We start from the raw sequence: 25137 nt of genomic DNA, 5'->3' as shown, positions 1-25137 counted from the left end.
GGGGGCGGCGGTGCCGTGTCCGGCAAAGCCCCTGATGCACGCCCGGCTGGCCGAGGCGCCGCCCCCTCCGTCTCGCAGGCTGCGCCCGCGAGCCACCTCCCCATCACGGATGGGGAGGTGATGAAGGCGCCGATTCCAGACCCTTCAGACCCTTCAGACGGTCTTTTTTACCCGCGCACCGACCGCGCCAGCCCCACGGCCCGGCCGATGTGGGCTTCCAGCCCCTCCCAGTCGGCCTCGGCGACCAATTTGTCGGGGATCAGGCGCGAGCCCATGCCGGCGGCGATGATGCCGGCGTCGAACCAGGCCTTGAGCGAGGCCTCCTCGGGCTCGACCCCGCCGGTGGGCATGATCTTGGTCCAGGGCATGGGGCCCATGACCGCCTTGACGAAGGCCGGGCCGCCGACCTGGGCGCCGGGGAACAGTTTGACGACGTCGCAGCCCCATTCATGGGCCTGGCTGATCTCGGTGACCGAGCCACAGCCGGGCATATAGGCCACGCGCTTGCGGTTACAGAGCTTGGCCACCGCCTCGACGCCGCAGGGGCTGACGACAAAGCGGGCGCCGCGCGACAGATAGAGCGCCGCCGTCCCCGGATCGACGATCGAGCCGATGCCGAGGATCACCTCCGGGTCGGTGCGGGAAAGCGTCTTGGTCAGCTCGGCGAACAGGTCGGCGGCGTGGTCGCCCCGGTCGGTGAACTCGATCACCCGGGCCCCGGCGCGGGCGGCGGCGCGGATGATGCCGAGGCAGGCCTCGGGCTCCGGGTGGTAGAAGACCGGGCAGATGCCCTGCGCCTCCAGCGCGGCCACGACGGTCAGGCGGTCGGCGGGATAGGCGGGCATGAGGCAGGCTCCGGGTCGGCAGGGGTCGGGTTCAGGGGTGCGACCAACCGGGCCGCGCGTCAAGCCGGGGCGGCTTCACGGCTGGTTTCGTGGGCCAGTTCGACCAGCCGCGCGACCTCGGGGCTGTCGGCCTCGAACAGGGGGGCCAGCACGGTGAAATGGTTCAGCCCGGCCAGCTCGCGGACCCGGGTGTCGGCCCCGGCGGCCCCCCAGCGATCGGCCATGGCCTGCGACTGGCGGCGGAACTCCGCACTCTCTTCGGCCCCGACCCAGCAGTCCAGGGTGGTGCCGCCGGGGCTGGAGCCGTCCGGCACCGGCCAGTGGATCGGCGACAGGGCATTGGCCATCAGGGGATCAAGCCGCAGCGCCGCGTTGAGGCTGGTCTCAATGAGCGGGGCGAGGTCGAACACGCCCGAGATGGCCACGGCCGCCCCCGCCCGGCCCTCGGACAGCAGGGCCGCCGCCATATGGCCGCCCGCCGAATGGCCGAACACCAGCGGGCGGTATCCGGCGCGGTCGCGGATCAGCTCTGTGGCCGCCCGCACCTGCCGCAGGATCTGGCCGAGGCTGACGGCCGGCGCGAGGTCATAGGTGGGGAGGGCGACCGCGACCCCGTGGCTCAGGAACGCCGGGGCGATCCCGTGAAAGGCCGCCCCCTCGAGCGCCTGCCAGTAGCCGCCGTGCAGAAAGACGGCGACCGGCGCCTCCGGCTGTCCCTCTGGCGTGAACAGGTCGAGGACCTCGCGCGGGCCGGGGCCATAGGCGATCCGCTCGTGCGGATGAGCCGCCCGCGCCGCCTCGGCCCTCTCGGCCCACCTCGCCATGACGGCCCCGTGGTCGGGCACCCGCCGGCGGTTGTTGTACTCGGCTTCGAGGTCCAGGCCCTTACTCCGTCCGTCCGCTTCGGCTACAGACCTCCGACCGACCGGAGGGACCGCCCATGATGACCGCCATCTTCGTCTTCATCAAATGCGAGCTGGGGCACGCCAACGACGTCGCCGCCGACATCGTCGACAATGTCGAGCGCGTCTCCGAGGTCTATTCGACCTCGGGACAGTACGACCTGCTGGCCAAGTTCCAGCTGCCGAAGGAGATGGACATCGGCACCTTCGTCACGAAGGAGGTCCAGACCCGGCCCAACATCCGCGACACCTTCACCGTCATCACCTTCTCGCCCTTTCTGCCGGGCGCCTGACGGTCCTTACTGCGCGGGGTAGGCGGGGGGGCGCGCGCCCTCACCCCCGCCGAGGTAGCGGTCCCGCAGCAGGAACGGCCGGCTCTCCAGCGGCTGCTCGACGCCGTTGATGTAGATGGCCACGGGCTGGCTCAGCGGCTCCAGCGGATCGCCGGTCCAGATGACCACATCGGCGGCCGCGCCTGCACGCAACTCCCCGAACTGGCCGTCCATGCCGAAGATGCGGGCCGGATTGACCGTGATCGCCGCGATCGCCGCCTCATAGGGCAGGCCGTGCGAGACGGCGTTGCCGGCGTTGTAGCGGGTCTCGCGCGCCCGGTGGATCGAACCTTCATTGCCCTTGATGGCAATCACCACCCCGGCGGCATTGAGGGCCGCGGCATTCTGCATCCGCGCGGCCCGGCGCTCGAAGTTTCCGGGCAGATTGGCGAGGGGGTTGAGCAGCACGGGCACACCGGCGGCGGCGATCTGGTCCGCGACCAGCCAGCCTTCCTCGGCCCCGTCGAGGATGACCTTCAGGCCCTCTTCCTCGGCGAGGCGCAGGACCTGCAGGATGTCGGCTGCGCGCGACACGGTGATAATCAGCGGCATTCGCCCCTCGGCCACAGGGATCAGGGCCTCCAGATCGGCACGCGACAGCGACAGCGGCCGCAGGTCATCGCGCTGATAGGCGGCCTTGTTACGGGCATAGAGCCGCACCTCGGCCAGGGTCTCGCGGAACAGGACCATGGCCCCGCCGCGCGATCCGCCGGCCACACCGGCCCCGGCCTCACCGAACGGGGCGACCATCGCCACGCGCGGGCGGACGAGGATGTCGGCGCCCTCGGCCAGATGGATCACCGCTGCCTGACCCGCGAACAGGCCGGGCGAGTGATAACCGCCCTCACCAGCGCCGGCGGTGTCCTGTTCATGATAGTGGCCGCCGGACGAGCCGGGGTGGTTCGGCACTACGATGGCGCGGGTTACCCCGCCCAGCCGCGCGACCGGCAGGGTGATGGACCAGGGGTCCAGCCCGTAGGACACGTCGAAGGCGGCGCTCAGCGTGTTGGAGGCATTCCGGAGATCATTGGTGCCACTGACGGAGGACACCTCCGAGCCGCCGAGGCCTGAGTCGACCGCGACGAAGCCGGGGGCGACGACCTGGCCCGTAGCATCGATCACGCGGGCTCCGGCCGGAGCCGCGCCTGTGCCGACCGAGATGATCCGTCCGCCGCGCATGACGACGGTGCCGTTCTCGATCACCGAGGTGCCGGTCAGCACCCGGCCGCCAGTGACGGCGACGGTATCCTGCGCCAGCGCCGGAGCAGCGGCCAGTCCCAGAGCGGCGGCGGCCCCAAGGACAATGGTCCGGAGAGAGGAAAGATTGCGGGTCATATCAGCGGGCTCCCTGGCGGACACCGGCGGTCGACTGGCCATAGCCGGGCTGGCCGAGTTCAAAGTCGGATACCGGCTGATAGGTCGGGTCGAACCGGTCGAAGGCCAGGCCTCCGTCGACGAACACCTGATCGGCCCGCGCATAGATGGAGAAGGGATTGGCGCTCCAGATGACCACATCGGCGCGCTTGCCGGGGGTCAGGGAGCCCGTCTGATCGTCGATGCCGATGGCGCGCGCGGCGTTCAGCGTGATCCAGCCGATGGCGTGTTCCTCGGTCAGGTCCAGACCCGCCCGGCGACCGGCGGCCAGGGCCGCTGCGGCTTCCTGGTTGAGGCGCTGGATCAGCTCGGCATCATCCGAGTGGACCACGGCGCACGAGCCTTCGGGCGCATCGACCAGCGCCACGTTCTCCTCGATGGCGTCGAGGCTCTCCATCTTGAAGCCCCACCAGCCGGTCCACATGGCCGCGCAGATGCCCTCGCGCGCCAGCATGGGCGCCACCTTGTAGGCCTCGGTCGCGTGGTGGAAGGTGGTGATGCGATAGCCGAACTCCTTCGACATATCGATCATCAGGGCCATCTCGTCGCCGCGATAGCAGTGGTTCTGGATCAGGATCGAGCCGTCCAGCACGCCCACCAGGGTCTCGTGCTGCAGGTTGCGGGTGGGCGGGGAGCCTTCGCCCGTCTCACGCCACTTGTCCCACTTCTGGCGATAGTCCTGGGCGGCGATGAAGGCGGCGCGATAGCCGGCCATATTGCCCATGCCGGTGGCCGGCGAACGACCCCGACCACCATAGACGCGGCTGGGGTTCTCGCCGCAGGCCATCTTGACCGTATAGGGGGCATCCGGGAACTTCATGCCCTGCATGGTGACCGAGGGCACATTGCGCAGCGTCACGCCGCGACCGCCGAACAAATTGGCCGAGCCGGGCAGGATGTGGACGGTGGTGACCCCGCCGGCGCGGGCCGTGTTGAAGCCGGGATCCTGCGGCCAGACCGAGTGCTCGGCCCAGACCTCGGCGGTGTTGGGGTTGGTCGCCTCATTGCCGTCGCTCATCCCCTGAACGCCGGGCGAGGGATAGACGCCGAGGTGGCTGTGCACATCGATGATGCCGGGCGTCACATAGCGCCCCTCGGCATTGATCACCCGGTGTCCGGCCGGGAGAGCCGTCGAGGCGTCGCCGACCGCGGCGACCTTGCCGTCCGTCAGGATGACCACGCCGTTCTCGATCTTGCGTCCGTCGCCGGTGAACACGGTCGCCCCGACAATGGCCAGGTTCTCGCGCGGCAGGCCGCGATAGGTCGAGGGATAGGGATCCGGATTGGTCGCGGCGTCCATGCCGGTCGGCAGGGCCTTGGCCTCGCGCGCAGGGGCGGCGTCGCCATTCCCGTCGGAGGAGGCACCTTCCCCCGTGGTGGCACAGGCCGACAGGCCGAGCGTGGCGGCAAGGATGAGGGCGAGCGGCCCGGATGCGGACCCCCGCAGACGTGTCGTGAACATGGTGGTCAGCTCCCCAGTCAACCGGATCGTCGCCTGCTCCGGCAGAGCATGCGAAGCGTCGATTACAAGAGGGTTCCGCGAGCCTCGTCAAAGCCGGATTTATTACAAAGCTGTAAGGAGGACCCGGATAGCCTGCGGAACGGAATCCGGCTCAAGCGAAAAGGGCGCGGAACCCTTAGCCCCACGCCCCTGACTTATCGCGTTCGATAGAAGCCTATCCCAGCGCCGTCATCAGTTCGGGCACGGCGGTCTTGTAGTCGGCGACCAGACCATAGTCGGCGACCTGGAAGATCGGGGCGTCCGGATCCTTGTTGATCGCGACGATGATCTTGGAGTCCTTCATGCCGGCCAGGTGCTGGATGGCGCCCGAGATGCCGATGGCGATGTAGAGCTCCGGCGCGACCACCTTGCCGGTCTGGCCGACCTGATAGTCGTTCGGCGCATAGCCGGCGTCGACCGCGGCGCGCGAGGCCCCGACGGCGGCGCCCAGCTTGTCGGCCAGCGGATCCATGACGGCGTGGAATTCCTCGGACGAGCCCATGGCCCGCCCGCCGGAGACGACAATCTTGGCCGCGCCCAGCTCGGGCCGGTCGGACTTGACCTTTTCCTCGGAGACGAAGGTGGTCTTGGGCGCATCACCGCCGGTGACCGTCTCGATCGAAGCCGAGCCGCCTTCCTCAGCGGCATCAAAGCCGGTGGGACGGACGGTGATGACCTTCTTCGCATCGGACGACTGGATGGTTTCCAGCGCATTGCCCGCATAGATCGGCCGCACAAAGGTGTCGGCCGACACCACCTCGATGATGTCCGAGATCGGGGCGACGTCCAGCTTGGCGGCGATACGCGGGGCGAAATTCTTGCCGTCCGTGGTGGCCGGAGCGAGAATGGCGTCATAGCCCTCGGCCAGCGGCAGGACCGTGGCCTCGACGGCCTCGGCCAGCACCTTGCCCAGACCGGCGCTCTCGGCCAGCAGGACCTTGCGCACGCCCTTGATTTTCGCAGCAGCCTCGGCGGCGGCCTTGGCGCCTTCACCCACGACCAGAATGTCGATGTCGCCCCCGATCTTCGAGGCAGCGGTCACGGTCTTGTGGGTGGTGTCACGGACGGTCGCGCCGTCGTGGTCCGCAATGACGAGAACGGCCATCAGATGACTCCCTTGGACTTGAGCTTGGCAACCAGTTCGGCAGCGTCGGCCACCTTTTCACCCGCTTCGCGCTTGGGCGGCTCGGTGACCTTGACCACCTTGAGGCGCGGCGCGGTATCGGCGCCGTAGTCGGCGACCGCCTTGGTGACGATCTCCTTCTTCTTGGCCTTCATGATGTTGGGCAGGGAGGCATAGCGCGGCGTGTTGAGGCGCAGGTCGACGGTGATGACCGCCGGCAGGGTGACCTCGATGGTCTGCAGGCCGCCGTCGATCTCGCGCGTGACCTGGGCCTTGCCGTCCTTGATCTCAACCTTGGAAGCAAAGGTCGCCTGCGGCCAGTCGAGCAGGGCGGCCAGCATCTGGCCGACCGCATTATTGTCGCCGTCGATGGCCTGTTTGCCCATCAGAACCAGATCGGGCTTTTCCTCATCGACCACGGCCTTGAGCACCTTGGCCACGGCCAGCGGCTCCAGATCCGTGTCGGACTGCACCAGTATGCCGCGATCGGCGCCGATGGCCAGGGCGTTGCGGATGGTCTCCTGCGCCTGGGTTACGCCGACCGAAACGGCGACGATTTCCTCAGCCGTATTGGCGGCGTGGTGGCCCTTGCATTCCTTGAGCCGAACGGCCTCTTCGACGGCGATTTCGTCGAAGGGGTTCATGCTCATCTTGACATTGGCGAGGTCGACCCCGCTCTGGTCGGCCTTGACCCTGGCCTTGACGTTATAGTCGATCACCCGTTTGACAGGGACGAGAACCTTCATGAGCCTATCCGTTGAAGCGCTGGAATATGTGGCGTTGGACATGGAACGGCCAAACCGGCCTGTCAATGTAACGCTGGGTCAAGCTAACTGCGGCAAAGCCACGCCGCGCCCCGGCAAAGGAGCCCCGGACCAACCATGCATCGCTTTCTGAGCTTCCGGCGACTGGGCATACTTTTCCTTGGCCTGTTCGGCATGATCGTCACCGGCCTGCTGGTCTATCAGCAGTTCTGGGTCAGCCCGGGCGAGCGCTGCGAGGCCGCCGGCAACTGGTACGATGTGAGCACCCGGACCTGTGCCCAGCCGATCTTTATCCCCGACATCACCGGACGTCCCATCGGGGTCAGCCGGCTTGAGGCCTCCAAGGCCAAGAACAGCGAACTGATCGTGCTGGAACGCCAGGTCGCCGCCCAGAAGAAGGCTCGCCAGGACGCCGTCGACGCCGAGCGGGCACGGCTGCGGGCGCAGCAGGGCCGGTGATCCGGAACGGCTAGCGGGTGGCGCCGGGACGCCACTTCACATCATCGGCACCATGGTGGTTGGCCCGTCGCCCCGCCACGAACAGATGGTCGGACAGCCGGTTCAGATAGCGCAGGGCCGCAGGCGTTACCGCCACGCCGGTCTCGGCCAGACGAACGGCGCACCGCTCGGCCCGCCGGCAGACCGTGCGGGCCAGATGCAGATGGGTCGACAGCGGCGATCCACCCGGGAGGATGAAGCTGTCGAGCGGCTTCTGGCTCTCGTTCATCCAGTCGATTTCCTGCTCCAGACGTTCGACCTGGCTGTCGATGATCCGCAGGGCCTCCCATTCCGGGGGCGGGTCCAGCGGCGTGGCCAGATCAGCGCCGAGATCGAACAGCTCATTCTGGATGCGCGCCAGCATGGCGTCGATCCGGTCGTTCTGGCCCGCGTTCAGCCGGGCGAGGCCGATCACGGCATTCAGCTCGTCGACCGCGCCATAGGCCTCGACCCGCAGATCGGTCTTGGACACCGGCGCGCCATTGGCCAGACGGGTCTGCCCCTCGTCGCCGGTGCGGGTGTAGATCTTGTTGAGCAGGACCATGGGCCTAGCCTCCCTGGGTGGATTTCCACCACATGGCGCCGACCAGAAGCACAACGGCCACGGCCTGCAGGCCGACGCGGACGCGCATCAGATGGTTGGACTGGCTGCGCGCCGCGTCACCGGGGGTGAACAGGGCCTTCAGCCCGAACCCGAGGGTGATGGCGACCGCGGCGATAGCGATCAGGATCAGAATGTCGACGATGTTGCCCATGCGGGCAAACTAGGCCGCGCGCCCCCGCCTGACCAGAGGGTCGGGCGGGGTGCGGCATCGACGCCGATCAGTAGCGATAGTGGTCCGGCTTGAACGGCCCGGCGGCGGGGACCGAGATATAGTCCGACTGTTCCTTGGTCAGGGTCGTCAGCTTGGCGCCCAACTTGTCGAGGTGCAGGGCTGCGACCTTTTCGTCCAGATGCTTGGGCAGGACGTAGACCTGATTCTCGTACTTCGACTTGTTGGTCCACAGTTCGATCTGGGCCAGCACCTGATTGGTGAAGGAGGCCGACATCACGAACGACGGGTGGCCCGTAGCATTGCCAAGGTTCACCAGACGACCCTTGGACAGCAGGATGATCTTCTTGCCGTCCGGGAATTCGACGTGGTCGACCTGGGGCTTGATCTCGTCCCACTTCATGTTCTTCAGGCCTGCGACCTGAATCTCGGAGTCGAAGTGGCCGATGTTGCAGACGATGGCGTTGTGACGCATCGCCCGCATGTGGTCGACGGTGATGACGTCCTTGTTGCCCGTGGCGGTGACGAAGATGTCGGCGGAGCCGGCGACGTCATCGAGGGTCTGGACCTCATAGCCTTCCATGGCGGCCTGCAGGGCGCAGATCGGGTCGATCTCGGTGACGATCACGCGGGCGCCGCCCTGACGCAGCGAGGCAGCCGAGCCCTTGCCGACATCGCCATAGCCACAGACCACAGCGACCTTGCCCGACAGCATGACGTCTGTGCCGCGGCGGATGGCATCGACCAGCGATTCCCGGCAGCCATACAGGTTGTCGAACTTCGACTTGGTGACGCTGTCATTGACGTTGATGGCGGGGAAGGGCAGGTCGCCGCGCTCGGCCATCTGGTACAGACGGTGCACGCCCGTAGTGGTCTCTTCCGACACGCCACCGATGGCGTCACGGATGGCCGAATAGAAGCCGGGCTTTTCCTTCAGATACCGCTTCATCACGGCATAGAGGGCCTCTTCTTCCTCGTTCTCGGGATTGTCGAGAACGCTGGCGTCCTTCTCAGCCTTCGGCCCGAGCACGCACAGCAGGGTGGCGTCGCCTCCGTCGTCGAGGATCAGGTTGGGATAGCCGCCATCCGCCCATTCAAAGATCTTGTGGGCATAGTCCCAGTATTCTTCCAGCGTCTCGCCCTTGGTGGCGAACACCGGCGTGCCGTTGGCCGCGATGGCGGCGGCGGCGTGGTCCTGGGTCGAATAGATGTTGCACGAGGCCCAGCGAACCTCGGCGCCCAGCGCTTCCAGAGTCTGGATCAGCACGGCGGTCTGGATGGTCATGTGCAGGCTGCCGGCGATACGGGCGCCCTTCAGCGGCTTGTTCGAACCGAACTCGTCCCGCAGCGCCATCAGGCCGGGCATTTCGGTTTCGGCGATGGCGATTTCCTTGTTGCCATACGGGGCAAGCGAGATGTCGCGGACGATGTAGTCGGTCATGGGGGAGCGCTCTTTCGCGGCAGGGGCCATCGAGGCCGGTCACGGGTGTGGCCGCCGCTATAGACCGCGCGACGCCCCGGGGCAACAAACACATAAGGACATCCTTATATGCCCGGCTCGTCACCGTGGCGCTTTCGTGCGAGCGTGCCGGTCCGCGTGCGCTTAGGGAGGAGCAATCCGGGCATGGCAACAGGCGCTTTCTCGCGACGGGGACTGGTTCTGGCGGGGGCGTCCAGCCTTGTTCTGCCCGGACTGGCCCGGGCCCAGGACCCGGTCGGGGCCGATCCCGACCATTCCGGCCGGGGCGTGGTCGAGGTCGAGATCGACGGACAGACCGGCCTGCGCTTTGCCCTCGACACCGCCGCCAGCGCCTCGGTTCTGGCCTCGGATCTGGTCTCCCGACTGGGCCTGACGGTCGGCGGCCAGGTCGATATGCACACCGTGGTGGGGGTTGAGCGCGTGCCCTGGGTCCGGGCCGGGCATATCCGCAGCGGCGCCCTGAACCGACGCGATCCCCGGCTGGCCATCGGAGACCGGCGCGGCATGCTGGGGCTGGACGGCCTGCTGGGGCTGGACCTGCTGGCCGGACATCGGCTGGAATTCCGATTTCGCGGTCGGCACAGAGCTTCGATCGGTCGCCCCCGCATCGAGGAGCAGGGCTTTCTGGCTGCCGAGCGCCCGCGGGTCCGCTTTGCCCCGCCGGTCGTGCGCGAACCGGACGGCGTGGCCGAACGGCTGATGATCGTGGATGCCCGGGTGCGCGGCGTCAGGGTCCCGGCCGTGATCGACACCGGGGCCGAGGTCAGCCTGATCAACCCCGTGCTGGCAGAGGCAGCCGGGGCGACCGACCTTGTGGTCCGCACCGCCGGTACGGCCCAGGCGGTTCAGTCTCCGACCGGTCGGGCTGCAGTCGCCCGGCCCATGATCATAGACGCCGTGCGGCTGGGCGACATGGTGCTGGATCGGCTGGGGGTCCTGATGGGCGACTTCCACATCTTCCGGCATCTGGGTCTGGCGGACCGGCCAGCCATGCTGCTCGGCGTCGATGTGCTGGGGGTCTTCAGCCGGGTGGTGATGGACCTTCAGGATGGCGAATTGCTGATGGAGATCTGAGCGCAGGGGTTGCCCCCGCGCGACGGTCATCGCATCAAGCGCCCATGACCCGTGATCTCGCCACCCCCCGCCATGACTGGACCCTCGCCGAGGTTGAGGCCCTGTTCGAACAGCCCTTCATGGAGCTGGTGTTCACCGCAGCCGAAGTGCACCGCCGGACCTTCGATCCCTCCGAGGTCCAGCTCAGCCGCCTGCTGTCGATCAAGACCGGCGGCTGCGCCGAGAACTGCGGCTATTGCTCGCAGTCGGCCAGTTTCGACACGGGGCTGAAGGCCGAAAAGCTGATGGACACCCAGGCCGTGCTGGCCGAGGCCATGGCGGCGAAGGCTGGCGGCGCCGACCGGTTCTGCATGGGCGCCGCCTGGCGCGAGCTGAAGGATCGCGACACGCCCAAATTGGCGGCCATGATTTCGGGCGTGAAGGCGCTGGGCCTCGAGACCTGTGCCACGCTGGGCATGCTGACCGCCGATCAGGCCCGTCAGCTCAAGGACGCCGGGCTCGACTATTACAACCACAACCTCGACACCGGACCCGACTATTACGCCGATGTCGTCACCACCCGGACGTATCAGGATCGGCTGGATACGCTCAAGCACGTGCGGGATGCGGGCATGAGCACCTGCTGTGGCGGCATTGTCGGCATGGGTGAGGCGCGGCGCGACCGCGCGGGCCTGCTGCACGCCCTGGCCACCCTGCCCGCCCATCCGGACAGCCTGCCGGTCAATGCCCTGGTGCCCGTGGCGGGCACGCCGCTGGGCGATCAGGTCAAGCGCGAGGGCGAAATCGATCCGATCGAATTTGTCCGCACCGTCGCCGTCGCCCGCATCGTATGCCCCCGGTCGATGGTGCGCCTGTCGGCCGGTCGCGAGGCCATGAGCCCGGAAATGCAAGCCCTGTGCTTCCTCGCCGGGGCCAATTCCATCTTCGTCGGCGACCGCCTGCTGACTACCGCCAACCCCGCTGCCGACGCCGACACCCGACTGTTCGCGAAACTGGACCTGAGACCCATGGTCACGGATCCTCCCCAGGCGGTCGAGAGCGCGGCGTAACTGGCCCTTAAGCCCGGCGCGTTAGGTCTCTGCCGACGGCAGTTTCGGGAGAGGCCCATGACCGGTGGCGGTGGCGGTGGCGGTGGCGGCGGTGCGGCGCGACAGACCTATATCCAGATCGGCACCTCGACGGCGAACTTCAGCCGGGCGGGCGGACGACGCGGCGTCCTGACCGTCGAGACCGGGCTGGACGTCGCCGATGCCGACCTTTTCGTCCGCGCCGGCCAGTCCGCGCCGCGGCTGAGGGCCGCCTATAATCAGGTGATTTCCCGCGTGGCCGCCAGCCTGCGCGGTGACGCCCCACCCGATGTCGAACGGCTGGCGCGCGAGCTTCAGGCCGCCACCGACCAGACCCTCGGTCGGTCCGGCGCCCGCTTCCTGCTGGGCACGGTGATGGCCTTCTGAGGACGGCTCAGTCCTTCGTCGGATCGCCCTGGGCGTCGTCGCCATAGGTCAGGGCGAGGAAGACGTCTTCCAGATCGGGGTCCTCGGTCGAGATGTCGGCGATAGTGACGCCCGCCGCACGGACCGCAGCCAGCACCTGTTCTACCGAAGAGCGCCCCTTGCGATAGGTGACCGAGAAGGCGCCCCCCGACCGGGGCGTGACCTCAAAGCCCTCCAGCACCGGCGGGGTCGCCATCGGTGTCTCGGGCGACACCACGACATTGCGGGTGTCCAGCCGCCGCAGCAGCTGCGGCGTGGGCTCGCAGGCCACCACCTGGCCCCGGTTGACGATGGCGATGGTGTCGCAGAGCTCCTGCGCCTCTTCCAGATAGTGGGTGGTCAGCAGGATGGTCACGCCCTCGGCGTTCAGGCGGCGCACATATTCCCACAGCTGGCGGCGCAGTTCGACGTCGACCCCGGCCGTCGGCTCGTCGAGGATCAGCACCGGCGGGGCGTGGACCAGAGCCTTGGCTACCATCAGTCGCCGCTTCATGCCGCCTGACAGGGCGCGGACATAGGCATTGGCCTTGTCCGACAGGCCCAGCGCGGCCAGCAAGGCGTCGGAGCGACGTTCATCGGCCGGCACGCCATAGAAGCCGGCCTGGACTTCCAGCGACTCGCGCGGCGTGAAGAAGACGTCGGCGACAATTTCCTGCGGCACGACACCCAGGGCGGCGCGGGCGTCGCGCGGCCGGGTGTCGATGTCCCGGCCCCAGATCGACACCTCGCCCGAGGTCTTCTTCACCACGCCCGCCAGAATATTGATCAGCGTCGACTTTCCGGCACCGTTCGGCCCCAGCAGGCCGAACATGGCGCCGCGGGGGATGTCCAGATCAATGCCCTTCAGCGCCTCCTTGGGCGGGGCCTTCTTCGAGCCCGCATAGGTCTTGGTCAGCCCACGGATGCGGATGGCGGAGTCGGGCAGCGAGGAGGCAGCGGTCATGGGGTTCCGAATACAGGATCAGGCGTTTGACGCCGGTGGGCGCGCCGCATAGGTATGCCTCGCTCGCCTCCGCGCCAAGCTCAGGGTTCAGAAATGCCGCCGCGTCATCCCGTTCCCGTCCCCGGTTCCGCCGAATTGGCCCCCGAGGAAATCGCCGTCATCCAGCATCGGGTCGCCTGTGACGGCGGTGGCGGGGCGCTGGGTCATCCACTGGTCTATATGGAGATCGGCGACGGGGGCGCGGTGGACTGCGGCTATTGCGACCGCCGCTTCGTGCTGGTGGCCGATCTGGCCACGGACAACGAATATCGCGACCCTGCCCCGCGACATGACGCTCACTAGGACGGCGGCGCACTGAGGCGCACCGGGACACCCGTTACGCGAATTGACCCCCGGGACGATCCAGAGGCCTCTAGAAGACCCCTATCCTGCTTCCTCCTCCGAACCGGCTGGACCGTATGCGCTATCTGCACACCATGGTCCGGGTCTCTGACCTGGACGCCTCGCTTCGCTTCTGGTGCGATCATCTGGGCCTGAGCGAAGTCCGCCGCATGGACCATGAGGCGGGGCGGTTCACCCTGATCTTTCTGGCGGCGCCAAAGGATCTGGACCGGTCCGCCGCTGACCGGTCGCCCGAGCTGGAACTGACCTACAACTGGGACCCGGAGACCTACACCGGCGGGCGCAATTTCGGCCACCTCGCCTATAAGGTCGATGACATCCACGCCACCTGCCAACGGCTGATGGACGCCGGTATCACCATCAATCGGCCGCCCCGCGACGGGCGGATGGCCTTTGTCCGCTCGCCGGACGGCATCTCCATCGAACTGCTGCAGGAGGGCGAGGCCCTGACCCCGGTCGAGCCCTGGATCTCCATGCCGAACGAGGGCAGCTGGTGAGGGCGCCGATCACCATCGGCCTGATGGCGCTGGCGCTTGCGGCCTGTGCCTCGACCACCGAGACCAATCCGGGACGGACGGCAACCGAACAGTTGCTGGTGGCGCGCGCGACCGACGCCGCCGTCGATGGCCTGCGCCTGCCGGTCCCGCCGGGAACCCGCGTGTTCGTCGATGACACCTATTTCCGGGCCGAGAGCGCCCCCTATGCCGTCAGCGCCATTCGCGGGGCCGTGCTTCAGGCCGGCTATCCCCTCGCCCGCACCCGGGACGACGCGGACGCCATCTTCGAGATCCGCGCCGGGGCCCTGTCGCTGGAGCAGATGCGCCGGGTGTTCGGCATCCCCGCCGTGCGTGTGCCGATCAACGACACCTTCAATGTCGTCTCGGTCCCCGAACTATCGGTCTACAGCCGCCGCGACCGGGTCGGCGTCGCCGAATTCTCGGGCTTTGTCTATGATGCGAAGACGGGTCAGGCGCTGGGAGCCATCGTGCCCATGACCGGCCAGTTCCGCATCCGCAGCCACCAGATGCTGATGATCTTCGCCTGGGGTCAGCAGCGGCTGGATCCCGGCGACCGCGAGCCGGGCGACAGCTGGTTCCAGTTCTGACGACGGGCGCCGTGCTTCGCGGCTGACGGACGCGCCGGACCCCTCTATGGTCGCGCCATGAGCGACTCCGCCCCCTCCGAATCTGGCACCCCCGACCCGAGCGGCGACGTCCGCCTGTGGCTGATCGATGCCTCGGCCTATATCTTTCGTGCCTATCACGCCCTGCCGCCGCTGACGCGCAAGTCGGACGGCCTGCCGGTCGGCGCCGTCCAGGGCTATTGCAACATGCTGTGGAAGCTGTTGCGCGAGATGAAGGGCGAGGGCGGACCGACCCACCTGGCCGCCATTTTCGACCATTCGGAAAAGACCTTCCGGAATGATCTGTATGCGGACTACAAGGCCCACCGTCCCCCGGCGCCCGAGGATCTGGTGCCCCAGTTCGCCCTGGTGCGGGAGGCGACGGCGGCCTTCGGCGTGCACTGTGTCGAACTGCCCGGTTATGAGGCCGACGACCTGATCGCCACCTATGCCTGCAAGGCCCGCGATGCCGGGGGTGAGACCGTCATCGTCTCGTCGGACAAGGACCTGATGCAGCTGATCGGGGGCGGCGTCGTCATGTGGGACCCGATGAAGGACCGCGTGCTGGCCGAAGACGCCGTCATGGAAAAGTTCGGCGTGACGCCGGACAAGATGATCGACCTTCAGGCCCTGGTCGGCGACAGCGTCGACAATGTGCCGGGCGCGCCGGGCATCGGACCCAAGACCGCTGCCCAGCTGCTGGACGAATACGGCGACCTCGACACGCTTCTGGCCCGGGCGGGCGAGATCAAACAGCCCAAGCGCCGCGAGACCCTGCAGATCCATGCCGATCAGATCCGTTTGAGCCGCCAGCTCGTGACCCTGATCTGCGATGCGCCTGCCCCCGAGCCGATTGCCGACTTTGCCGTTCGCGATCCGGACTCGGCGACCCTGGCGGCCTTTCTCGAAAAGATGGAGTTCCGGTCGCTGGCGCGGCGGGTCGGGGACGGCAAGGCCACACCGCTTGAACCCGCACCCAATGGTCGGCCCAGAGCCCTGAACGCCCCGGTCGCCGCCCCACGCCATGCGCCCAGGCCTGCAACCGAACTGACGGTCCCCGAGACGTTCGACACCACAGCGTACGCCTGTGTCCGGACGGTCGATGAACTCAAACGCTGGATCGCGCGCGCCACCGAGGCCGGCGTGGTCGCCTTCGACACCGAGACGGATGCCCTGTCCTCCAGCCACGCGGGCCTGTGCGGCCTGTCGCTGGCGGTGGCGCCCGGTGACGCCTGCTACGTGCCCCTGACGCATGAGGCCGAGCCCCGCGCCCAGTCGGGCGGGCTGGACTTCGACGGCGAGACCCCGCCCGAGGCCATCGACCAGATCCCGATGGATCAGGCTCTCGCCCTGCTGAAGCCCCTGCTGGAAAACCCTGCGGTCCTGAAGGTTGGCCAGAACATCAAATACGATCTGGCGGTCATGGCCCGGCACGACATCACCGTCGGTCCGATCGATGACACCATGCTGATCTCCTATGTGCTGGAGGGCGGTGTGCACGGGCACGGGATGGACGAACTATCCCGCCTGCATCTGGGCCACGAGCCCATTCCGTTCAAATCGGTCTGCGGCACCGGCAAGTCGCAGAAGAGCTTCCGCCATGTCGCGCTGGAGCCCGCCACCGCCTATGCGGCCGAGGATGCGGATGTGACGCTCCGGCTGTGGCGGCTGCTGAAGCCACAGCTGGCCGAGGAACGGCTGGTCACCGTCTATGAGACGCTGGAACGCGGCATGCCCGCCGTTCTGGCGCAGATGGAACTGACCGGCATTCGCGTCGATCCCGACCGTCTGAAGCGTCTGTCGTCCGAGTTCGGACTCAAGATGGCCGAGCTGGAAACCCGTGCCCATGAGGTCGCCGGCCGGCCCTTCAACATCGCCAGCCCCCGCCAGATTGGCGAGATCCTGTTCGGGGAGATGGACCTGCCCGGCGGCAAGAAGACCGCCTCGGGACAATGGGGCACGGACGCCGCCATGCTGGAGACCCTGGCCGAGAGCCATGAGCTGCCGCGCGTCATCCTCGACTGGCGCCAGCTGGCCAAGCTGAAGGGCACCTACACCGACGCCCTGACCGAGGCGGCGGACAAGACCAGCTTCCGTGTGCACACCTCCTATCAGCTGGCGGCTGCCTCGACCGGGCGACTGGCCAGCTCGGACCCGAACCTTCAGAACATCCCGATCCGGACCGAGACGGGGCGTCAGATCCGTCAGGCCTTCATCGCCTCACCCGGACAGGTGCTGATCAGTGCCGACTACAGCCAGATTGAGCTGCGCATCCTGGCCCACATCGGCGACATCCCCGAACTGAAAGCCGCCTTCAAGGCCGGCCTCGACATTCACGCGGCGACCGCCTCGGAAATGTTCGGCGTGCCGATCGAGGGCATGTCGTCGGAGACCCGCCGGCGCGCCAAGGCCATCAATTTCGGCATCATCTACGGCATCTCGGCCTTTGGTCTGGCCGCCCAGCTGGGCATCGATAACAGCGAGGCCGGGGCCTATATCAAGACCTATTTCGAGCGCTTCCCCGGCATCCGGACCTATATGGATCGCATCAAGGGCGAGGTGAAACAGGCGGGCTTCGTCACCACCCTGTTCGGCCGCAAGATCCACATTCCAGCGATTCATTCGAAGTCGGGGGCCGAGCGGCAGTTCGGCGAGCGGGCGGCCATCAATGCCCCGATCCAGGGCACAGCGGCCGATATCATCCGGCGCGCCATGATGCGGATGCCGGACGCCCTCGCGGCTGAGGGTCTGGAGACCCGCATGTTGCTGCAGGTGCACGACGAACTGGTGTTCGAAGCGCCCGAGGCCGAAGCGGATCGCGCCATCGCTATCATCCGCCGGATTATGGAAGCGGCGGCCGAGCCGGCGATCTCGCTGAGCGTGCCTTTGGTGGTCGATGCCCGCGCGGCTTCAAACTGGGATGACGCCCACTAGCCAAAGGGCAGCAGGTCGCGGGCCAACCAACCCAGATACACCGCGTATGCGAGCAGCAGGGCCAGGCCCTCCAGCCGGACGATTCGCATACCCGTCCGTACGAACAGCACGACCAGCGCGGTGGCGGCCACCATCACCCAGATGTCGAGGCGGATGATCTCGGGCGGCACCCGGATCGGCGCGACCAGGGCCGTGATCCCGAGAATGCCCAGCACATTGTAGATGTTCGAGCCGATGATATTGCCCAGCGCCACGTCGGAATGCCGCCGGAAGGCGGCAACGGCCGAGGTCACCAGCTCGGGCAGCGACGTTCCCACCGCCACCACCGTCAGGCCGATGATCGTGTCCGAGACCCCGATATCGCGGGCGACGACTATGGCATTGTCGACCAGCAGGCGCGCCCCCCCGACGGTCAGCAGGATGCCGATGACGGCCAGCCCCAGACCCGACCAGACGCCCCCGCGGGCATCCGGGGCATCCTCGGTCAGATGCTCGTATTTACGGGCCTCGCGGTCCCGATGGCGCCGCTCTCCCATCCAGGCCCAGAGCAGATAGACGGCCAGTCCCGCCAGCATGGCCAGACCCCAACGGTAGTCAATCGTGCCGGCGATCACGGCGATGACGCACAGGGCTGTCGAAGCGATCAACACCCAGCCGTCCCGCCGGAAGGCGTCCCGGTCGACAGCAATGGGCGAAATCAGCGCGGCGACGCCAAGGATCAGAAGAATATTGGCCGTATTCGATCCAATGACATTCCCCATGGCGATTCCGGGCGAGCCCGCCAGCACCGCGGTCAGGCTGGTCACCAGCTCCGGCGCCGAAGTGCCCATGCCGACCAGGGTCAGGCCGATCAACAGGGGCGAAACGCCCAGACTGCGGGCGGCCGTCGTCGCGCCCCGCACCAGCGTGTCGCCCCCGGCGACCAGGAGCACAAGCCCCAGCGCCAACAGGCCATAGGTCATGGTCATCGGTGATCCCCCCCGCTAGAACCGCCCTCTCACAAACGGGCGCGCCGGACAACGCCGGTCGCCGGAAAAGGATGTGGCATTTTGCCTTCGACCGACATCGATGTGCTGATCGTCGGCGCGGGGGCCGCCGGCATGATGGCGGCCATCGAGGCCGGGCGGCGCGGCCGAAGGGTTCGCATCATCGATCATGCGCGGGCCCCGGGCGACAAAATCCGCATCTCGGGCGGCGGACGCTGCAACTTCACCAATCTGGGGTGCGGGCCGCATGCCTTCCTTGGCGAGAACCCGCGCTTTGCCACCTCGGCGCTGAAGCGCTTCACCCAGCACGACTTCATCAAGCGGGTCGATCAGGCCGGCATCGCCTGGCATGAGAAGACGCTCGGCCAGCTATTCTGTGACGACAGCGCCAAGCTGATCATCCGTATGCTGACGGACCAGATGCGTGAGGCCGGAGCGGTCCTGTCGCTCGGCACTTCGGTAGACAGGCTTTCGCGTGAGGGCGAGGGGTTTCAGGTCGCCCTGTCGGACGGCAGCAACCTGCGCTGCGCCTCCCTCATCCTGGCCACTGGCGGCAAGTCGATCCCGAAGATGGGCGCGACCGGCTGGGCCTATGACACGGCGCGGGCGCTGGGCCTGAGAGTCACCGAAACGCGCCCGGCCCTCGTCCCGCTGACCTTCGAGGCGGGGCTGCTGGAGCGGCTGAAGCCGCTGGCAGGGGTGTCGGTCGAGGCGGTCGTCAGCCACGGCAAGACGAAATTCGCCGAAGGCCTGCTCTTCACCCACCGGGGGCTGAGCGGACCGTCCGTGCTGCAGATAAGCTCCTACTGGCGCGAGGGCGAGACAATCTCCGTGGCGATGGCGCCGGGCGTGGAGGTGTTCGCGCAGCTGAAGGCGATGAAGGCGGGCAACGGTCGGCAGGCGGCGCACACGGCGCTGGGGCAGATCGTGCCGAAGCGGCTGGCCGAGGTTCTGGTCGAGCAGGAGGAGGCCGTCGGCAATCTTGCCGATCTGTCGGACAGGGCCTTGCGGCGACTGGACCAGGCGGTCAACGGCTGGAGCGTCAAGCCGGTCGGCAGCGAAGGCTATCGAACGGCCGAGGTCACCCTCGGCGGCGTCGCCACAGACCAGCTGGATCAGCAGACGATGGCGGCAAAGCGCGTCCCCGGCCTTTATGTGATCGGCGAGGCGGTCGACATCACCGGCTGGCTGGGCGGCTATAATTTCCAGTGGGCCTGGAGTTCGGGCTGGGCCGCCGGACAGGTCGCCTAGCTGCGATAACGGCGCTCTGACATAACTGTGACCACCTGTCGCCTTGTCTCTCCAGCCTTCGTCCGCAACAGTAGCGGTGCGGGACGGGCCCCTCTGGCGCGTTCCGGGGCCCCCCTCGTCCTCCGGTCCCGGATCGTGTGATGTCGGACCGCATCGGGTGCGCCCGGTGTCGGTCCGGGCCCAATTCGGACAAAAGCCGGCGCCGGGCGCATTTCATTCCTTCTTTGACCTGCGGGGCTCGACCAGGGCCCTGCGGTTTTGTGCGTGGAGAGACGATGCCCCTTCTGATGTGCCCCAATGACAATGCCGCCATGCAGACGCTGGAGCGGTCCGGCGTGCAGTTCGACATGTGTCCGACCTGTCGCGGCGTCTGGCTGGATCGCGGGGAGCTGGAAAAGCTGATGGCCGCCGCTGTGGACGAAGGCCGCGCTGCGGCGCCCCCGGTCGCGCCGGGCCGTTCGAAACCGCAGCCCCAGGCCTGGTCCGCGCCGCCGCGCCACGAGCCTCAGCGCGATGAGCGCTACCGCGACGACCGCAACTATGACGACCGGGGCCGCCCGCGCAAAAAGAAGCGCGACAGCATCTTCGACATCTTCGAGTTCGACTGAACCGACCTCAGGCCGCCAGCCCGACGGTGCGCATCAGCTCTCGGATCGGCTCCAGCGCGGCGGGGGTCGATCCCAGCTCGGCCCGCACCTTGGGGTGACGCAACAGCTTCAGGGCCTCGGCGCGGGCCCGCTCCGTTACCGGACCGCGCGGACCAGTCTCGCCTGCCGCCAGCCGTAGCAACACCTGCAACTTGTGCGGCACCGGCACGGGGGCGCGGACCATCTGGTCGATCAGCCGGGCCGAAGCTTCCACAGACGCCCCCACCTTGCCGAGGGCCTCACAGATCTGTCCTTCGTCGGAGTCCGACAGCTCGACTTTGCCCGCAGCGCGCTGCAGGCCCGCCAGCGTGGCCAGAACCTGACCGGGCGGGAGCTCCGACCGGCGCATTTCCGTCTCGAACCTGAGCGAGCTGAGACAGGCGTGAAGCCAGCGCGCCGCAGATCGCTTGTTGGCAGTACCCGTGACGTTCTCGCACAGCCGCATCAGATGTTCGGCCTCGCACATTACCGTGCTGCACGGCTTGACAAAGGCGGCGACGAAATCGGCCGTAATCAGGCTCTTGGAGCGTTCGATGAAGGCGTCCTGCACCTCCTCCAGGGTCAACAGCCGACCGGCGGTTGCTGTAAGTGTCATGGCCAGCGCCCGGAGGATGTCGATTTCGCCTTCGGGGTCCGCGGGTCGCAGTCGGCGCGGCGAGCGCAGTTCGCGCAGAACCATCCGGGCCAGAACCGCAGACAACAGGGGATACTCGCCCGCCTGAAGTCGTTCGCCGAGACGACGGGCCGGCCCCTCAATGGTCGGAACCAACAGGCGCAGTCGGTGATCCCGGGCAATCAGGGCCTCGATCTCGGCGGGGGCGACCATGCGCACCACAGCGGCCAGGCTGGCGCCCTGATCCAGTGAAGGTCCGAGGATGTCGGCCAAACTGGTCCTCTGGGCCATCATTTCGCAAAGTATCTGCTCAATGGCGACCATGACTATGGCGCGGGGCGGACCATCCATCGGCGCCGCCGCGGCCAGATCCATCATCCGGTCCAGCCGGGTCCGGGGCGTCTTCAGGCCTGCCAAGGCTCCTGAAACGACCCCCCCCATGATGAAGGCCCGGTCGGAGGTCCCCGCCAGCCGGTGGGCCAGATCCGCCAGGGACCGGCCCTCCAGCGTCGGAAACCTCTGCGCCCGTCCCGCCGCGACCAGACGTTCGATCACGGAATCGGCCAGTTTCTGATAGTGGCGGATCAGTTCATGAACCGGCTGGCCTACTGCCTGGCTTTCCGGAACGGCGACCTTTTGCACAGCGTGCTGCAGTTCGACGCCCGACGCCTCCAGCACCTCGGCCAGATCCGGACGGTGCAACAGTTCAAAAGCGGTGACCCCGCGCCGGATCAGCCAGTCCTCCAGCACCCGACCGATCAGCTCCCGGGCATGGGGGGCGTAAAAGTCCTGGATTCCGGTGCAGCGCGGCCCGACCTCATCGTCAGGGATGACCCGCTTCTGCCGGACCTCGGGTGCGCCCTTGGTCAGGACAGTCAGGCTGGAGAACTCCATGGTCTCGGCGTCCAGCGTCTCCTTGGTGACCCGAACCGCCGCCGCCCGGTTGTCGTTCAAGATATCTTCGGCCGCCTCGATCGCGTGGTTGCGGCTCTCCGTCGCCATCAGCAAAGCCCATGGCGCGGGTGCGGTCTTTCGGATGAAGACTTCGTAGTGGACGAGGCCGGCCATGATATACCTGAAAACGCTACAAGCCTCGATCATGCCGGATGAGGGCTTAAGGCCGGGTTTCGCTCACCGGCCCTGTCGGAAGCGATCAGGCTCTAGCCGCCCGCCCCGGCGCGCCCTAATGTCACCCCGATTGAATCCGAACGGTTACGCTTCGGGCGCGTTACACCGGTCGACGGCGCGATGCGTCGAAGCCTCTGAGGAGTGAACCTTGGCCAACATCACCCTGGTCGACGACGACGAGAACATTGTCGCCTCCGTGTCGCTGGCGCTGGAAAGCCATGGGCACAAGATCACGGCCTATCATGACGGCGCCTCGGGCCTTGAGGCCCTGTTGGCCACGCCGCCCGATCTGGTCATTCTGGATGTGAAGATGCCGCGCATGGACGGCATGGAGGTGCTGCGCAAGCTGCGTCAGACCTCGCAGATTCCGGTGATCATGCTGACCTCCAAGGACGAGGAGATCGACGAGATCCTCGGCTTCAACCTCGGGGCCGACGACTATATCCACAAGCCGTTCAGCCAGCGCCTGCTGCTGGAGCGGGTCAAGGCCCTGTTGCGGCGCGTCGGCATCGGCACGGGTGAGGGCGAGGCCCAGGGCGACGCCGCCGCCCGCGCCATCCGCCGGGGCAAGCTGACCATGGATCCCGCCCGCCACGAGAGCACCTGGGACGGCAAGCCGGTCAAGCTGACCGTCACCGAATTCCTGCTGCTTCAGGCCCTGGCCCAGCGCCCGGGCTTTGTGAAGAGCCGCGACAACCTCATGGACGCCGCCTACGACGATCAGGTCTATGTCGACGACCGCACCATCGACAGCCACGTGAAACGCATGCGCAAGAAGTTCCGGGTCGTCGATCCGGAGTTCGATGCCATCGAGACCCTGTACGGCGTTGGCTACAGATACCGCGAAAGCTGAAACCGAAGACGGCCGTGAGGCCCGCACGCGACCGCGATTCCGGCCGGTTGGATCGCGTCTCGGCGCCCTTATTCTTGCGCTGAATCTGCTCAGCCTGCTGATCCTGTTCGTCGGAGCCCTGGCCCTGAACGAATGGCGACGCGGCCTGATCGAGGCGCGTCAGGAATCGCTGATGGCCCAGGCCGAGCTGATGTCCAATGTTCTGGGCGAGCTGGGCATCACAACGGGCGTGCCGACTCCGGCCCTCGACGAATATGAAACCGCCCGATGGCTGCGCGACAATTTCGTGCCTGTCGGCCAGCGGGCCCGCGTGTTCGACCGTGACGGCCTGCCGGTGGCCGACAGCTATATGGTCACCGAGGCCATTCCCGGCGCGCCGCTGGATCCCGCCCTGCCCGCCGCAACCCCGGTGCCCGAACCCGACCTCGAGGCCGAGGTCGAGGAGGACCGCCGTCTGGAACAGGCCCGTCTGGAACTGGCGACCGAGATCGAGACCGCCCTGACCGAGGGGCCCCAGGCGGGCGTCCGCCGCGATGAGAGCGGCAACCGCGTCATTTCCGTCTCCCTGCCGATCCGGCATGTCCGCCAGGAATTGGGGGTGCTGACGCTTGAGGCTGCCGACGTCGATGAAATCCTGGCCGCCCAGCGCGCCGCCCTGATGCCCTTTGCCATTGTGGCCCTGGTCGTGTCGCTGTTCTCGTCGCTGCTGCTGCATCTGTTCGTGGCGCGACCGGTGATGCGTCTGTCCGCTGCCGCTGACAGCGTGCGCCTGCAACAGACCCGCGCCATCTCCATGCCCGACCTCGAAGAGCGTCGTGACGAGATCGGCGATCTGGCCCGTTCGCTCGAGACCATGACCCGCGCCCTGTCCGACCGGATGGAGGCGATCGAACGGTTCGCCGCCGATGTTTCGCACGAAATCAAGAACCCGCTGACCTCGATCCGCTCGGCGCTGGAGACCCTGCCGCTCGTCAAGGCCGAAGCCCAGCGCGAAAAGCTGACCGCCCTGTTGCAACAGGATGTGCGCCGACTGGACCGTCTGATCACGGACATTTCCAATGCCTCTCGGCTGGATGCGGAATTGGCCCGCGATCGCCCCCGCACCGTGGATCTGACCGCCCTGCTGAGCGACATCGTCGATGTATACCAGACCTCGCCCAAGCCGGGCGATGTGCCGCTGCATCTGTCCATCAACACGCCCGGGCCGACCCGGATCGTCGGTCGCGACGGACCTCTGGGACAGGTGATCCGCAATCTGATCGACAATGCCCGCTCCTTCAGCCCGCCGGACGGCTCCGTGCGCTTGACCCTCGACCGGGCGCCCGATGGGTCGCAGGACATCCGCATCCGGGTGGAGGATGACGGGCCCGGCATACCGGTCGAGAATCTGGAAACCGTGTTCCAGCGCTTCTACACCTCGCGGCCCAAGGGCACCCAGTTCGGTTCCAATTCGGGGCTCGGCCTGTCGATCGTGCGCCAGATTATCGAGGCCCACGGCGGCCGGGTCTGGGCCGAGAACATCACCGATCCCGACGATCCCGATCACATCACCGGGGCCCGCTTCGTCATCACCCTGACGCCCCTTCACACCCGGCCATGACCGGCCCGACACAGGTTCAGGCCACCGTCGTCGCCCTGCGTCAGGGCGAGGACTGGGTCGGCGTTGCCCTGACCGGGCCGTCCGGCGTCGGGAAAACCGGTCTGGCGCTCAGGCTGATGGCTCAGGGCTGGCAGCTGGTCGGCGATGATGCGGCCCTGATCTGGGCAAGTGGTGGCCAGCTGTGGGCCCGGGCGCCCCGGGCAACCGCCGGCCTGATCGAGGCGCGAGGTCTGGGGCTGGTCTTCACGCCCCATCGGGACCTCTGTCGGCTCGGGTTGGCCGTGACCTTGAGCCTGGATGAGCCCGAGCGCCTGCCCGATCCGGCGTTCGAACCCTGGCTGGGCCTGCCGCTTCGCACCATCGCGATTCAGGCCCGCGCGGCGGCGGCCCCGTCCATCGTGACCATGGCCCTTGCCGAGGCCGTGCGGCGTCCGGTCTCACCTTGACGCTTTAAACCGACGTCAGATTGCCCTATCAAGCGCGGCTCACGGTCCGGGT

General features: G+C 67.4%; 26 protein-coding genes. 14 read left to right on the top strand and 12 right to left on the bottom strand.

Annotated elements, in window-relative coordinates:
* Positions 1–167: 167 nt before the first annotated feature.
* Both B4K74_RS12450 and B4K74_RS12445 read right to left on the bottom strand, forming a co-directional pair.
* On the bottom strand, positions 168–845 hold the full coding sequence (locus B4K74_RS12450; protein WP_286693205.1) for a bifunctional 4-hydroxy-2-oxoglutarate aldolase/2-dehydro-3-deoxy-phosphogluconate aldolase: 678 nt from the start codon (positions 843–845) through the stop codon (positions 168–170).
* Positions 846–904: 59 nt separating this feature from the next.
* On the bottom strand, positions 905–1669 hold the full coding sequence (locus B4K74_RS12445; protein ID WP_286693204.1) for an alpha/beta hydrolase: 765 nt from the start codon (positions 1667–1669) through the stop codon (positions 905–907).
* Positions 1670–1785: 116 nt separating this feature from the next.
* On the opposite strand from B4K74_RS12445, the gene B4K74_RS12440 reads away from it, so the two are divergent.
* The gene (locus tag B4K74_RS12440; protein WP_123285970.1) at positions 1786–2040 is read left to right on the top strand and encodes an Lrp/AsnC family transcriptional regulator; all 255 of its coding nucleotides are present in this window, start codon (positions 1786–1788) and stop codon (positions 2038–2040) included.
* A 6-nt stretch (positions 2041–2046) separates the two neighbouring features.
* Here the strand turns inward: B4K74_RS12440 and B4K74_RS12435 are convergent, their stop codons facing one another.
* From B4K74_RS12435 to B4K74_RS12420, 4 genes are all read right to left on the bottom strand, one after another.
* On the bottom strand, positions 2047–3414 hold the full coding sequence (locus tag B4K74_RS12435) for an amidohydrolase family protein (protein ID WP_286693203.1): 1368 nt from the start codon (positions 3412–3414) through the stop codon (positions 2047–2049).
* A 1-nt stretch (position 3415) separates the two neighbouring features.
* Positions 3416–4915, bottom strand: a complete 1500-nt coding sequence (locus B4K74_RS12430) for an amidohydrolase (protein ID WP_286693202.1) — start codon at positions 4913–4915, stop codon at positions 3416–3418.
* 214 nt (positions 4916–5129) lie between these two features.
* Positions 5130–6059 carry an electron transfer flavoprotein subunit alpha/FixB family protein gene (locus tag B4K74_RS12425; protein WP_286693201.1) on the bottom strand — a complete coding sequence of 310 codons (930 nt, stop codon included), beginning with the start codon at positions 6057–6059 and terminating at the stop codon, positions 5130–5132.
* Positions 6059–6823, bottom strand: a complete 765-nt coding sequence (locus B4K74_RS12420; protein WP_286693200.1) for an electron transfer flavoprotein subunit beta/FixA family protein — start codon at positions 6821–6823, stop codon at positions 6059–6061. Before B4K74_RS12420 ends, B4K74_RS12425 begins: the two co-directional genes overlap by 1 nt.
* Before the next feature lie 135 nt (positions 6824–6958).
* Between B4K74_RS12420 and B4K74_RS12415 the strand changes: the two genes are divergently transcribed.
* Positions 6959–7300, top strand: a complete 342-nt coding sequence (locus tag B4K74_RS12415) for a hypothetical protein (protein WP_286693199.1) — start codon at positions 6959–6961, stop codon at positions 7298–7300.
* 10 nt (positions 7301–7310) lie between these two features.
* Here B4K74_RS12415 and B4K74_RS12410 read toward each other — a convergent pair whose 3' ends face one another.
* From B4K74_RS12410 to ahcY, 3 genes are all read right to left on the bottom strand, one after another.
* Positions 7311–7883 carry a cob(I)yrinic acid a,c-diamide adenosyltransferase gene (locus tag B4K74_RS12410; RefSeq protein WP_286693198.1) on the bottom strand — a complete coding sequence of 191 codons (573 nt, stop codon included), beginning with the start codon at positions 7881–7883 and terminating at the stop codon, positions 7311–7313.
* A 4-nt stretch (positions 7884–7887) separates the two neighbouring features.
* Positions 7888–8094, bottom strand: coding sequence for a twin transmembrane helix small protein (locus B4K74_RS12405; RefSeq protein ID WP_286693197.1), 207 nt, complete (start codon positions 8092–8094; stop codon positions 7888–7890).
* A 67-nt stretch (positions 8095–8161) separates the two neighbouring features.
* Entirely contained in the window at positions 8162–9553 is a 1392-nt protein-coding gene (gene ahcY, locus B4K74_RS12400) for an adenosylhomocysteinase (RefSeq protein ID WP_123286027.1), read from the bottom strand.
* 183 nt (positions 9554–9736) lie between these two features.
* Here ahcY and B4K74_RS12395 point away from each other — a divergent pair, with 183 nt between their 5' ends.
* Genes B4K74_RS12395 through B4K74_RS12385 form a run of 3 tightly spaced genes read left to right on the top strand, consistent with a single transcriptional unit; the run spans position 9737 to position 12120 of the window.
* Entirely contained in the window at positions 9737–10666 is a 930-nt protein-coding gene (locus tag B4K74_RS12395) for an aspartyl protease family protein (RefSeq protein WP_286693196.1), read from the top strand.
* A 44-nt stretch (positions 10667–10710) separates the two neighbouring features.
* A complete protein-coding gene (gene bioB / locus B4K74_RS12390) occupies positions 10711–11715 on the top strand; it encodes a biotin synthase BioB (RefSeq protein WP_286693195.1) in 1005 nt (334 codons plus the stop codon).
* 57 nt (positions 11716–11772) lie between these two features.
* Entirely contained in the window at positions 11773–12120 is a 348-nt protein-coding gene (locus B4K74_RS12385) for a Tat pathway signal protein (protein ID WP_123285979.1), read from the top strand.
* 7 nt (positions 12121–12127) lie between these two features.
* Here B4K74_RS12385 and B4K74_RS12380 read toward each other — a convergent pair whose 3' ends face one another.
* On the bottom strand, positions 12128–13102 hold the full coding sequence (locus B4K74_RS12380; protein WP_286693194.1) for an ABC transporter ATP-binding protein: 975 nt from the start codon (positions 13100–13102) through the stop codon (positions 12128–12130).
* A gap of 93 nt (positions 13103–13195) precedes the next feature.
* Here B4K74_RS12380 and B4K74_RS12375 point away from each other — a divergent pair, with 93 nt between their 5' ends.
* The 4 genes from B4K74_RS12375 (at position 13196) to polA (ending at position 17561) form a co-directional block, all read left to right on the top strand.
* Positions 13196–13444 (top strand): zinc-finger domain-containing protein, encoded by a 249-nt coding sequence (locus B4K74_RS12375; protein ID WP_286693193.1) that lies wholly within the window; start codon positions 13196–13198, stop codon positions 13442–13444.
* Positions 13445–13560: 116 nt separating this feature from the next.
* Positions 13561–14001 carry a VOC family protein gene (locus B4K74_RS12370; protein WP_286693192.1) on the top strand — a complete coding sequence of 147 codons (441 nt, stop codon included), beginning with the start codon at positions 13561–13563 and terminating at the stop codon, positions 13999–14001.
* A complete protein-coding gene (locus tag B4K74_RS12365; RefSeq protein WP_286693191.1) occupies positions 13998–14609 on the top strand; it encodes a DUF6655 family protein in 612 nt (203 codons plus the stop codon). The genes B4K74_RS12370 and B4K74_RS12365 overlap by 4 nt, the downstream gene beginning before the upstream one ends.
* A 57-nt stretch (positions 14610–14666) precedes the next feature.
* The gene (polA, locus tag B4K74_RS12360; RefSeq protein WP_286693190.1) at positions 14667–17561 is read left to right on the top strand and encodes a DNA polymerase I; all 2895 of its coding nucleotides are present in this window, start codon (positions 14667–14669) and stop codon (positions 17559–17561) included.
* On the opposite strand, the gene B4K74_RS12355 is transcribed toward polA, so the two are convergent.
* Positions 17558–18529, bottom strand: coding sequence for a calcium/sodium antiporter (locus B4K74_RS12355; protein ID WP_206423361.1), 972 nt, complete (start codon positions 18527–18529; stop codon positions 17558–17560). The two genes, polA and B4K74_RS12355, sit on opposite strands and share 4 nt — an antisense overlap.
* Positions 18530–18610: 81 nt before the next feature.
* Here B4K74_RS12355 and B4K74_RS12350 point away from each other — a divergent pair, with 81 nt between their 5' ends.
* Positions 18611–19798 carry an NAD(P)/FAD-dependent oxidoreductase gene (locus tag B4K74_RS12350; protein WP_286693189.1) on the top strand — a complete coding sequence of 396 codons (1188 nt, stop codon included), beginning with the start codon at positions 18611–18613 and terminating at the stop codon, positions 19796–19798.
* A gap of 275 nt (positions 19799–20073) precedes the next feature.
* Positions 20074–20406 (top strand): zf-TFIIB domain-containing protein, encoded by a 333-nt coding sequence (locus B4K74_RS12345; protein ID WP_286693188.1) that lies wholly within the window; start codon positions 20074–20076, stop codon positions 20404–20406.
* Between the two features lie 7 nt (positions 20407–20413).
* Here the strand turns inward: B4K74_RS12345 and B4K74_RS12340 are convergent, their stop codons facing one another.
* Positions 20414–22126, bottom strand: coding sequence for a hypothetical protein (locus tag B4K74_RS12340; protein WP_286693187.1), 1713 nt, complete (start codon positions 22124–22126; stop codon positions 20414–20416).
* 208 nt (positions 22127–22334) lie between these two features.
* On the opposite strand from B4K74_RS12340, the gene B4K74_RS12335 reads away from it, so the two are divergent.
* Genes B4K74_RS12335 through B4K74_RS12325 form a run of 3 tightly spaced genes read left to right on the top strand, consistent with a single transcriptional unit; the run spans position 22335 to position 25085 of the window.
* Positions 22335–23039 carry a response regulator transcription factor gene (locus tag B4K74_RS12335; RefSeq protein WP_123285986.1) on the top strand — a complete coding sequence of 235 codons (705 nt, stop codon included), beginning with the start codon at positions 22335–22337 and terminating at the stop codon, positions 23037–23039.
* Entirely contained in the window at positions 22990–24639 is a 1650-nt protein-coding gene (locus B4K74_RS12330) for an ATP-binding protein (protein ID WP_414630939.1), read from the top strand. Before B4K74_RS12335 ends, B4K74_RS12330 begins: the two co-directional genes overlap by 50 nt.
* The gene (locus B4K74_RS12325) at positions 24636–25085 is read left to right on the top strand and encodes an HPr kinase/phosphorylase (protein WP_286693185.1); all 450 of its coding nucleotides are present in this window, start codon (positions 24636–24638) and stop codon (positions 25083–25085) included. Before B4K74_RS12330 ends, B4K74_RS12325 begins: the two co-directional genes overlap by 4 nt.
* Positions 25086–25137 lie beyond the last annotated feature (52 nt).

Origin of the sequence: Brevundimonas sp. UBA2503 (assembly GCF_002341485.1) — a bacterium.
GTDB classification, from domain to species: domain Bacteria; phylum Pseudomonadota; class Alphaproteobacteria; order Caulobacterales; family Caulobacteraceae; genus Brevundimonas; species Brevundimonas halotolerans.
Note: the sequence above shows the minus strand (reverse complement) of the source record. Positions and strands in the feature narration are given on the sequence as shown.

What these genes read in the sequence shown, in the direction of transcription:
- B4K74_RS12450 (WP_286693205.1), bottom strand. Translation starts at nt 845, where the DNA reads ATGCCCGCCTATCCCGCCGACCGCCTGACCGTCGTGGCCGCGCTGGAG.
- B4K74_RS12445 (WP_286693204.1), bottom strand. Translation starts at nt 1,669, where the DNA reads ATGGCGAGGTGGGCCGAGAGGGCCGAGGCGGCGCGGGCGGCTCATCCG.
- B4K74_RS12440 (WP_123285970.1), top strand. Translation starts at nt 1,786, where the DNA reads ATGATGACCGCCATCTTCGTCTTCATCAAATGCGAGCTGGGGCACGCC.
- B4K74_RS12435 (WP_286693203.1), bottom strand. Translation starts at nt 3,414, where the DNA reads ATGACCCGCAATCTTTCCTCTCTCCGGACCATTGTCCTTGGGGCCGCC.
- B4K74_RS12430 (WP_286693202.1), bottom strand. Translation starts at nt 4,915, where the DNA reads ATGTTCACGACACGTCTGCGGGGGTCCGCATCCGGGCCGCTCGCCCTC.
- B4K74_RS12425 (WP_286693201.1), bottom strand. Translation starts at nt 6,059, where the DNA reads ATGGCCGTTCTCGTCATTGCGGACCACGACGGCGCGACCGTCCGTGAC.
- B4K74_RS12420 (WP_286693200.1), bottom strand. Translation starts at nt 6,823, where the DNA reads ATGAAGGTTCTCGTCCCTGTCAAACGGGTGATCGACTATAACGTCAAG.
- B4K74_RS12415 (WP_286693199.1), top strand. Translation starts at nt 6,959, where the DNA reads ATGCATCGCTTTCTGAGCTTCCGGCGACTGGGCATACTTTTCCTTGGC.
- B4K74_RS12410 (WP_286693198.1), bottom strand. Translation starts at nt 7,883, where the DNA reads ATGGTCCTGCTCAACAAGATCTACACCCGCACCGGCGACGAGGGGCAG.
- B4K74_RS12405 (WP_286693197.1), bottom strand. Translation starts at nt 8,094, where the DNA reads ATGGGCAACATCGTCGACATTCTGATCCTGATCGCTATCGCCGCGGTC.
- ahcY (WP_123286027.1), bottom strand. Translation starts at nt 9,553, where the DNA reads ATGACCGACTACATCGTCCGCGACATCTCGCTTGCCCCGTATGGCAAC.
- B4K74_RS12395 (WP_286693196.1), top strand. Translation starts at nt 9,737, where the DNA reads ATGGCAACAGGCGCTTTCTCGCGACGGGGACTGGTTCTGGCGGGGGCG.
- bioB (WP_286693195.1), top strand. Translation starts at nt 10,711, where the DNA reads ATGACCCGTGATCTCGCCACCCCCCGCCATGACTGGACCCTCGCCGAG.
- B4K74_RS12385 (WP_123285979.1), top strand. Translation starts at nt 11,773, where the DNA reads ATGACCGGTGGCGGTGGCGGTGGCGGTGGCGGCGGTGCGGCGCGACAG.
- B4K74_RS12380 (WP_286693194.1), bottom strand. Translation starts at nt 13,102, where the DNA reads ATGACCGCTGCCTCCTCGCTGCCCGACTCCGCCATCCGCATCCGTGGG.
- B4K74_RS12375 (WP_286693193.1), top strand. Translation starts at nt 13,196, where the DNA reads ATGCCGCCGCGTCATCCCGTTCCCGTCCCCGGTTCCGCCGAATTGGCC.
- B4K74_RS12370 (WP_286693192.1), top strand. Translation starts at nt 13,561, where the DNA reads ATGCGCTATCTGCACACCATGGTCCGGGTCTCTGACCTGGACGCCTCG.
- polA (WP_286693190.1), top strand. Translation starts at nt 14,667, where the DNA reads ATGAGCGACTCCGCCCCCTCCGAATCTGGCACCCCCGACCCGAGCGGC.
- B4K74_RS12355 (WP_206423361.1), bottom strand. Translation starts at nt 18,529, where the DNA reads ATGACCATGACCTATGGCCTGTTGGCGCTGGGGCTTGTGCTCCTGGTC.
- B4K74_RS12345 (WP_286693188.1), top strand. Translation starts at nt 20,074, where the DNA reads ATGCCCCTTCTGATGTGCCCCAATGACAATGCCGCCATGCAGACGCTG.
- B4K74_RS12340 (WP_286693187.1), bottom strand. Translation starts at nt 22,126, where the DNA reads ATGGCCGGCCTCGTCCACTACGAAGTCTTCATCCGAAAGACCGCACCC.
- B4K74_RS12330 (WP_414630939.1), top strand. Translation starts at nt 22,990, where the DNA reads ATGCCATCGAGACCCTGTACGGCGTTGGCTACAGATACCGCGAAAGCT.
- B4K74_RS12325 (WP_286693185.1), top strand. Translation starts at nt 24,636, where the DNA reads ATGACCGGCCCGACACAGGTTCAGGCCACCGTCGTCGCCCTGCGTCAG.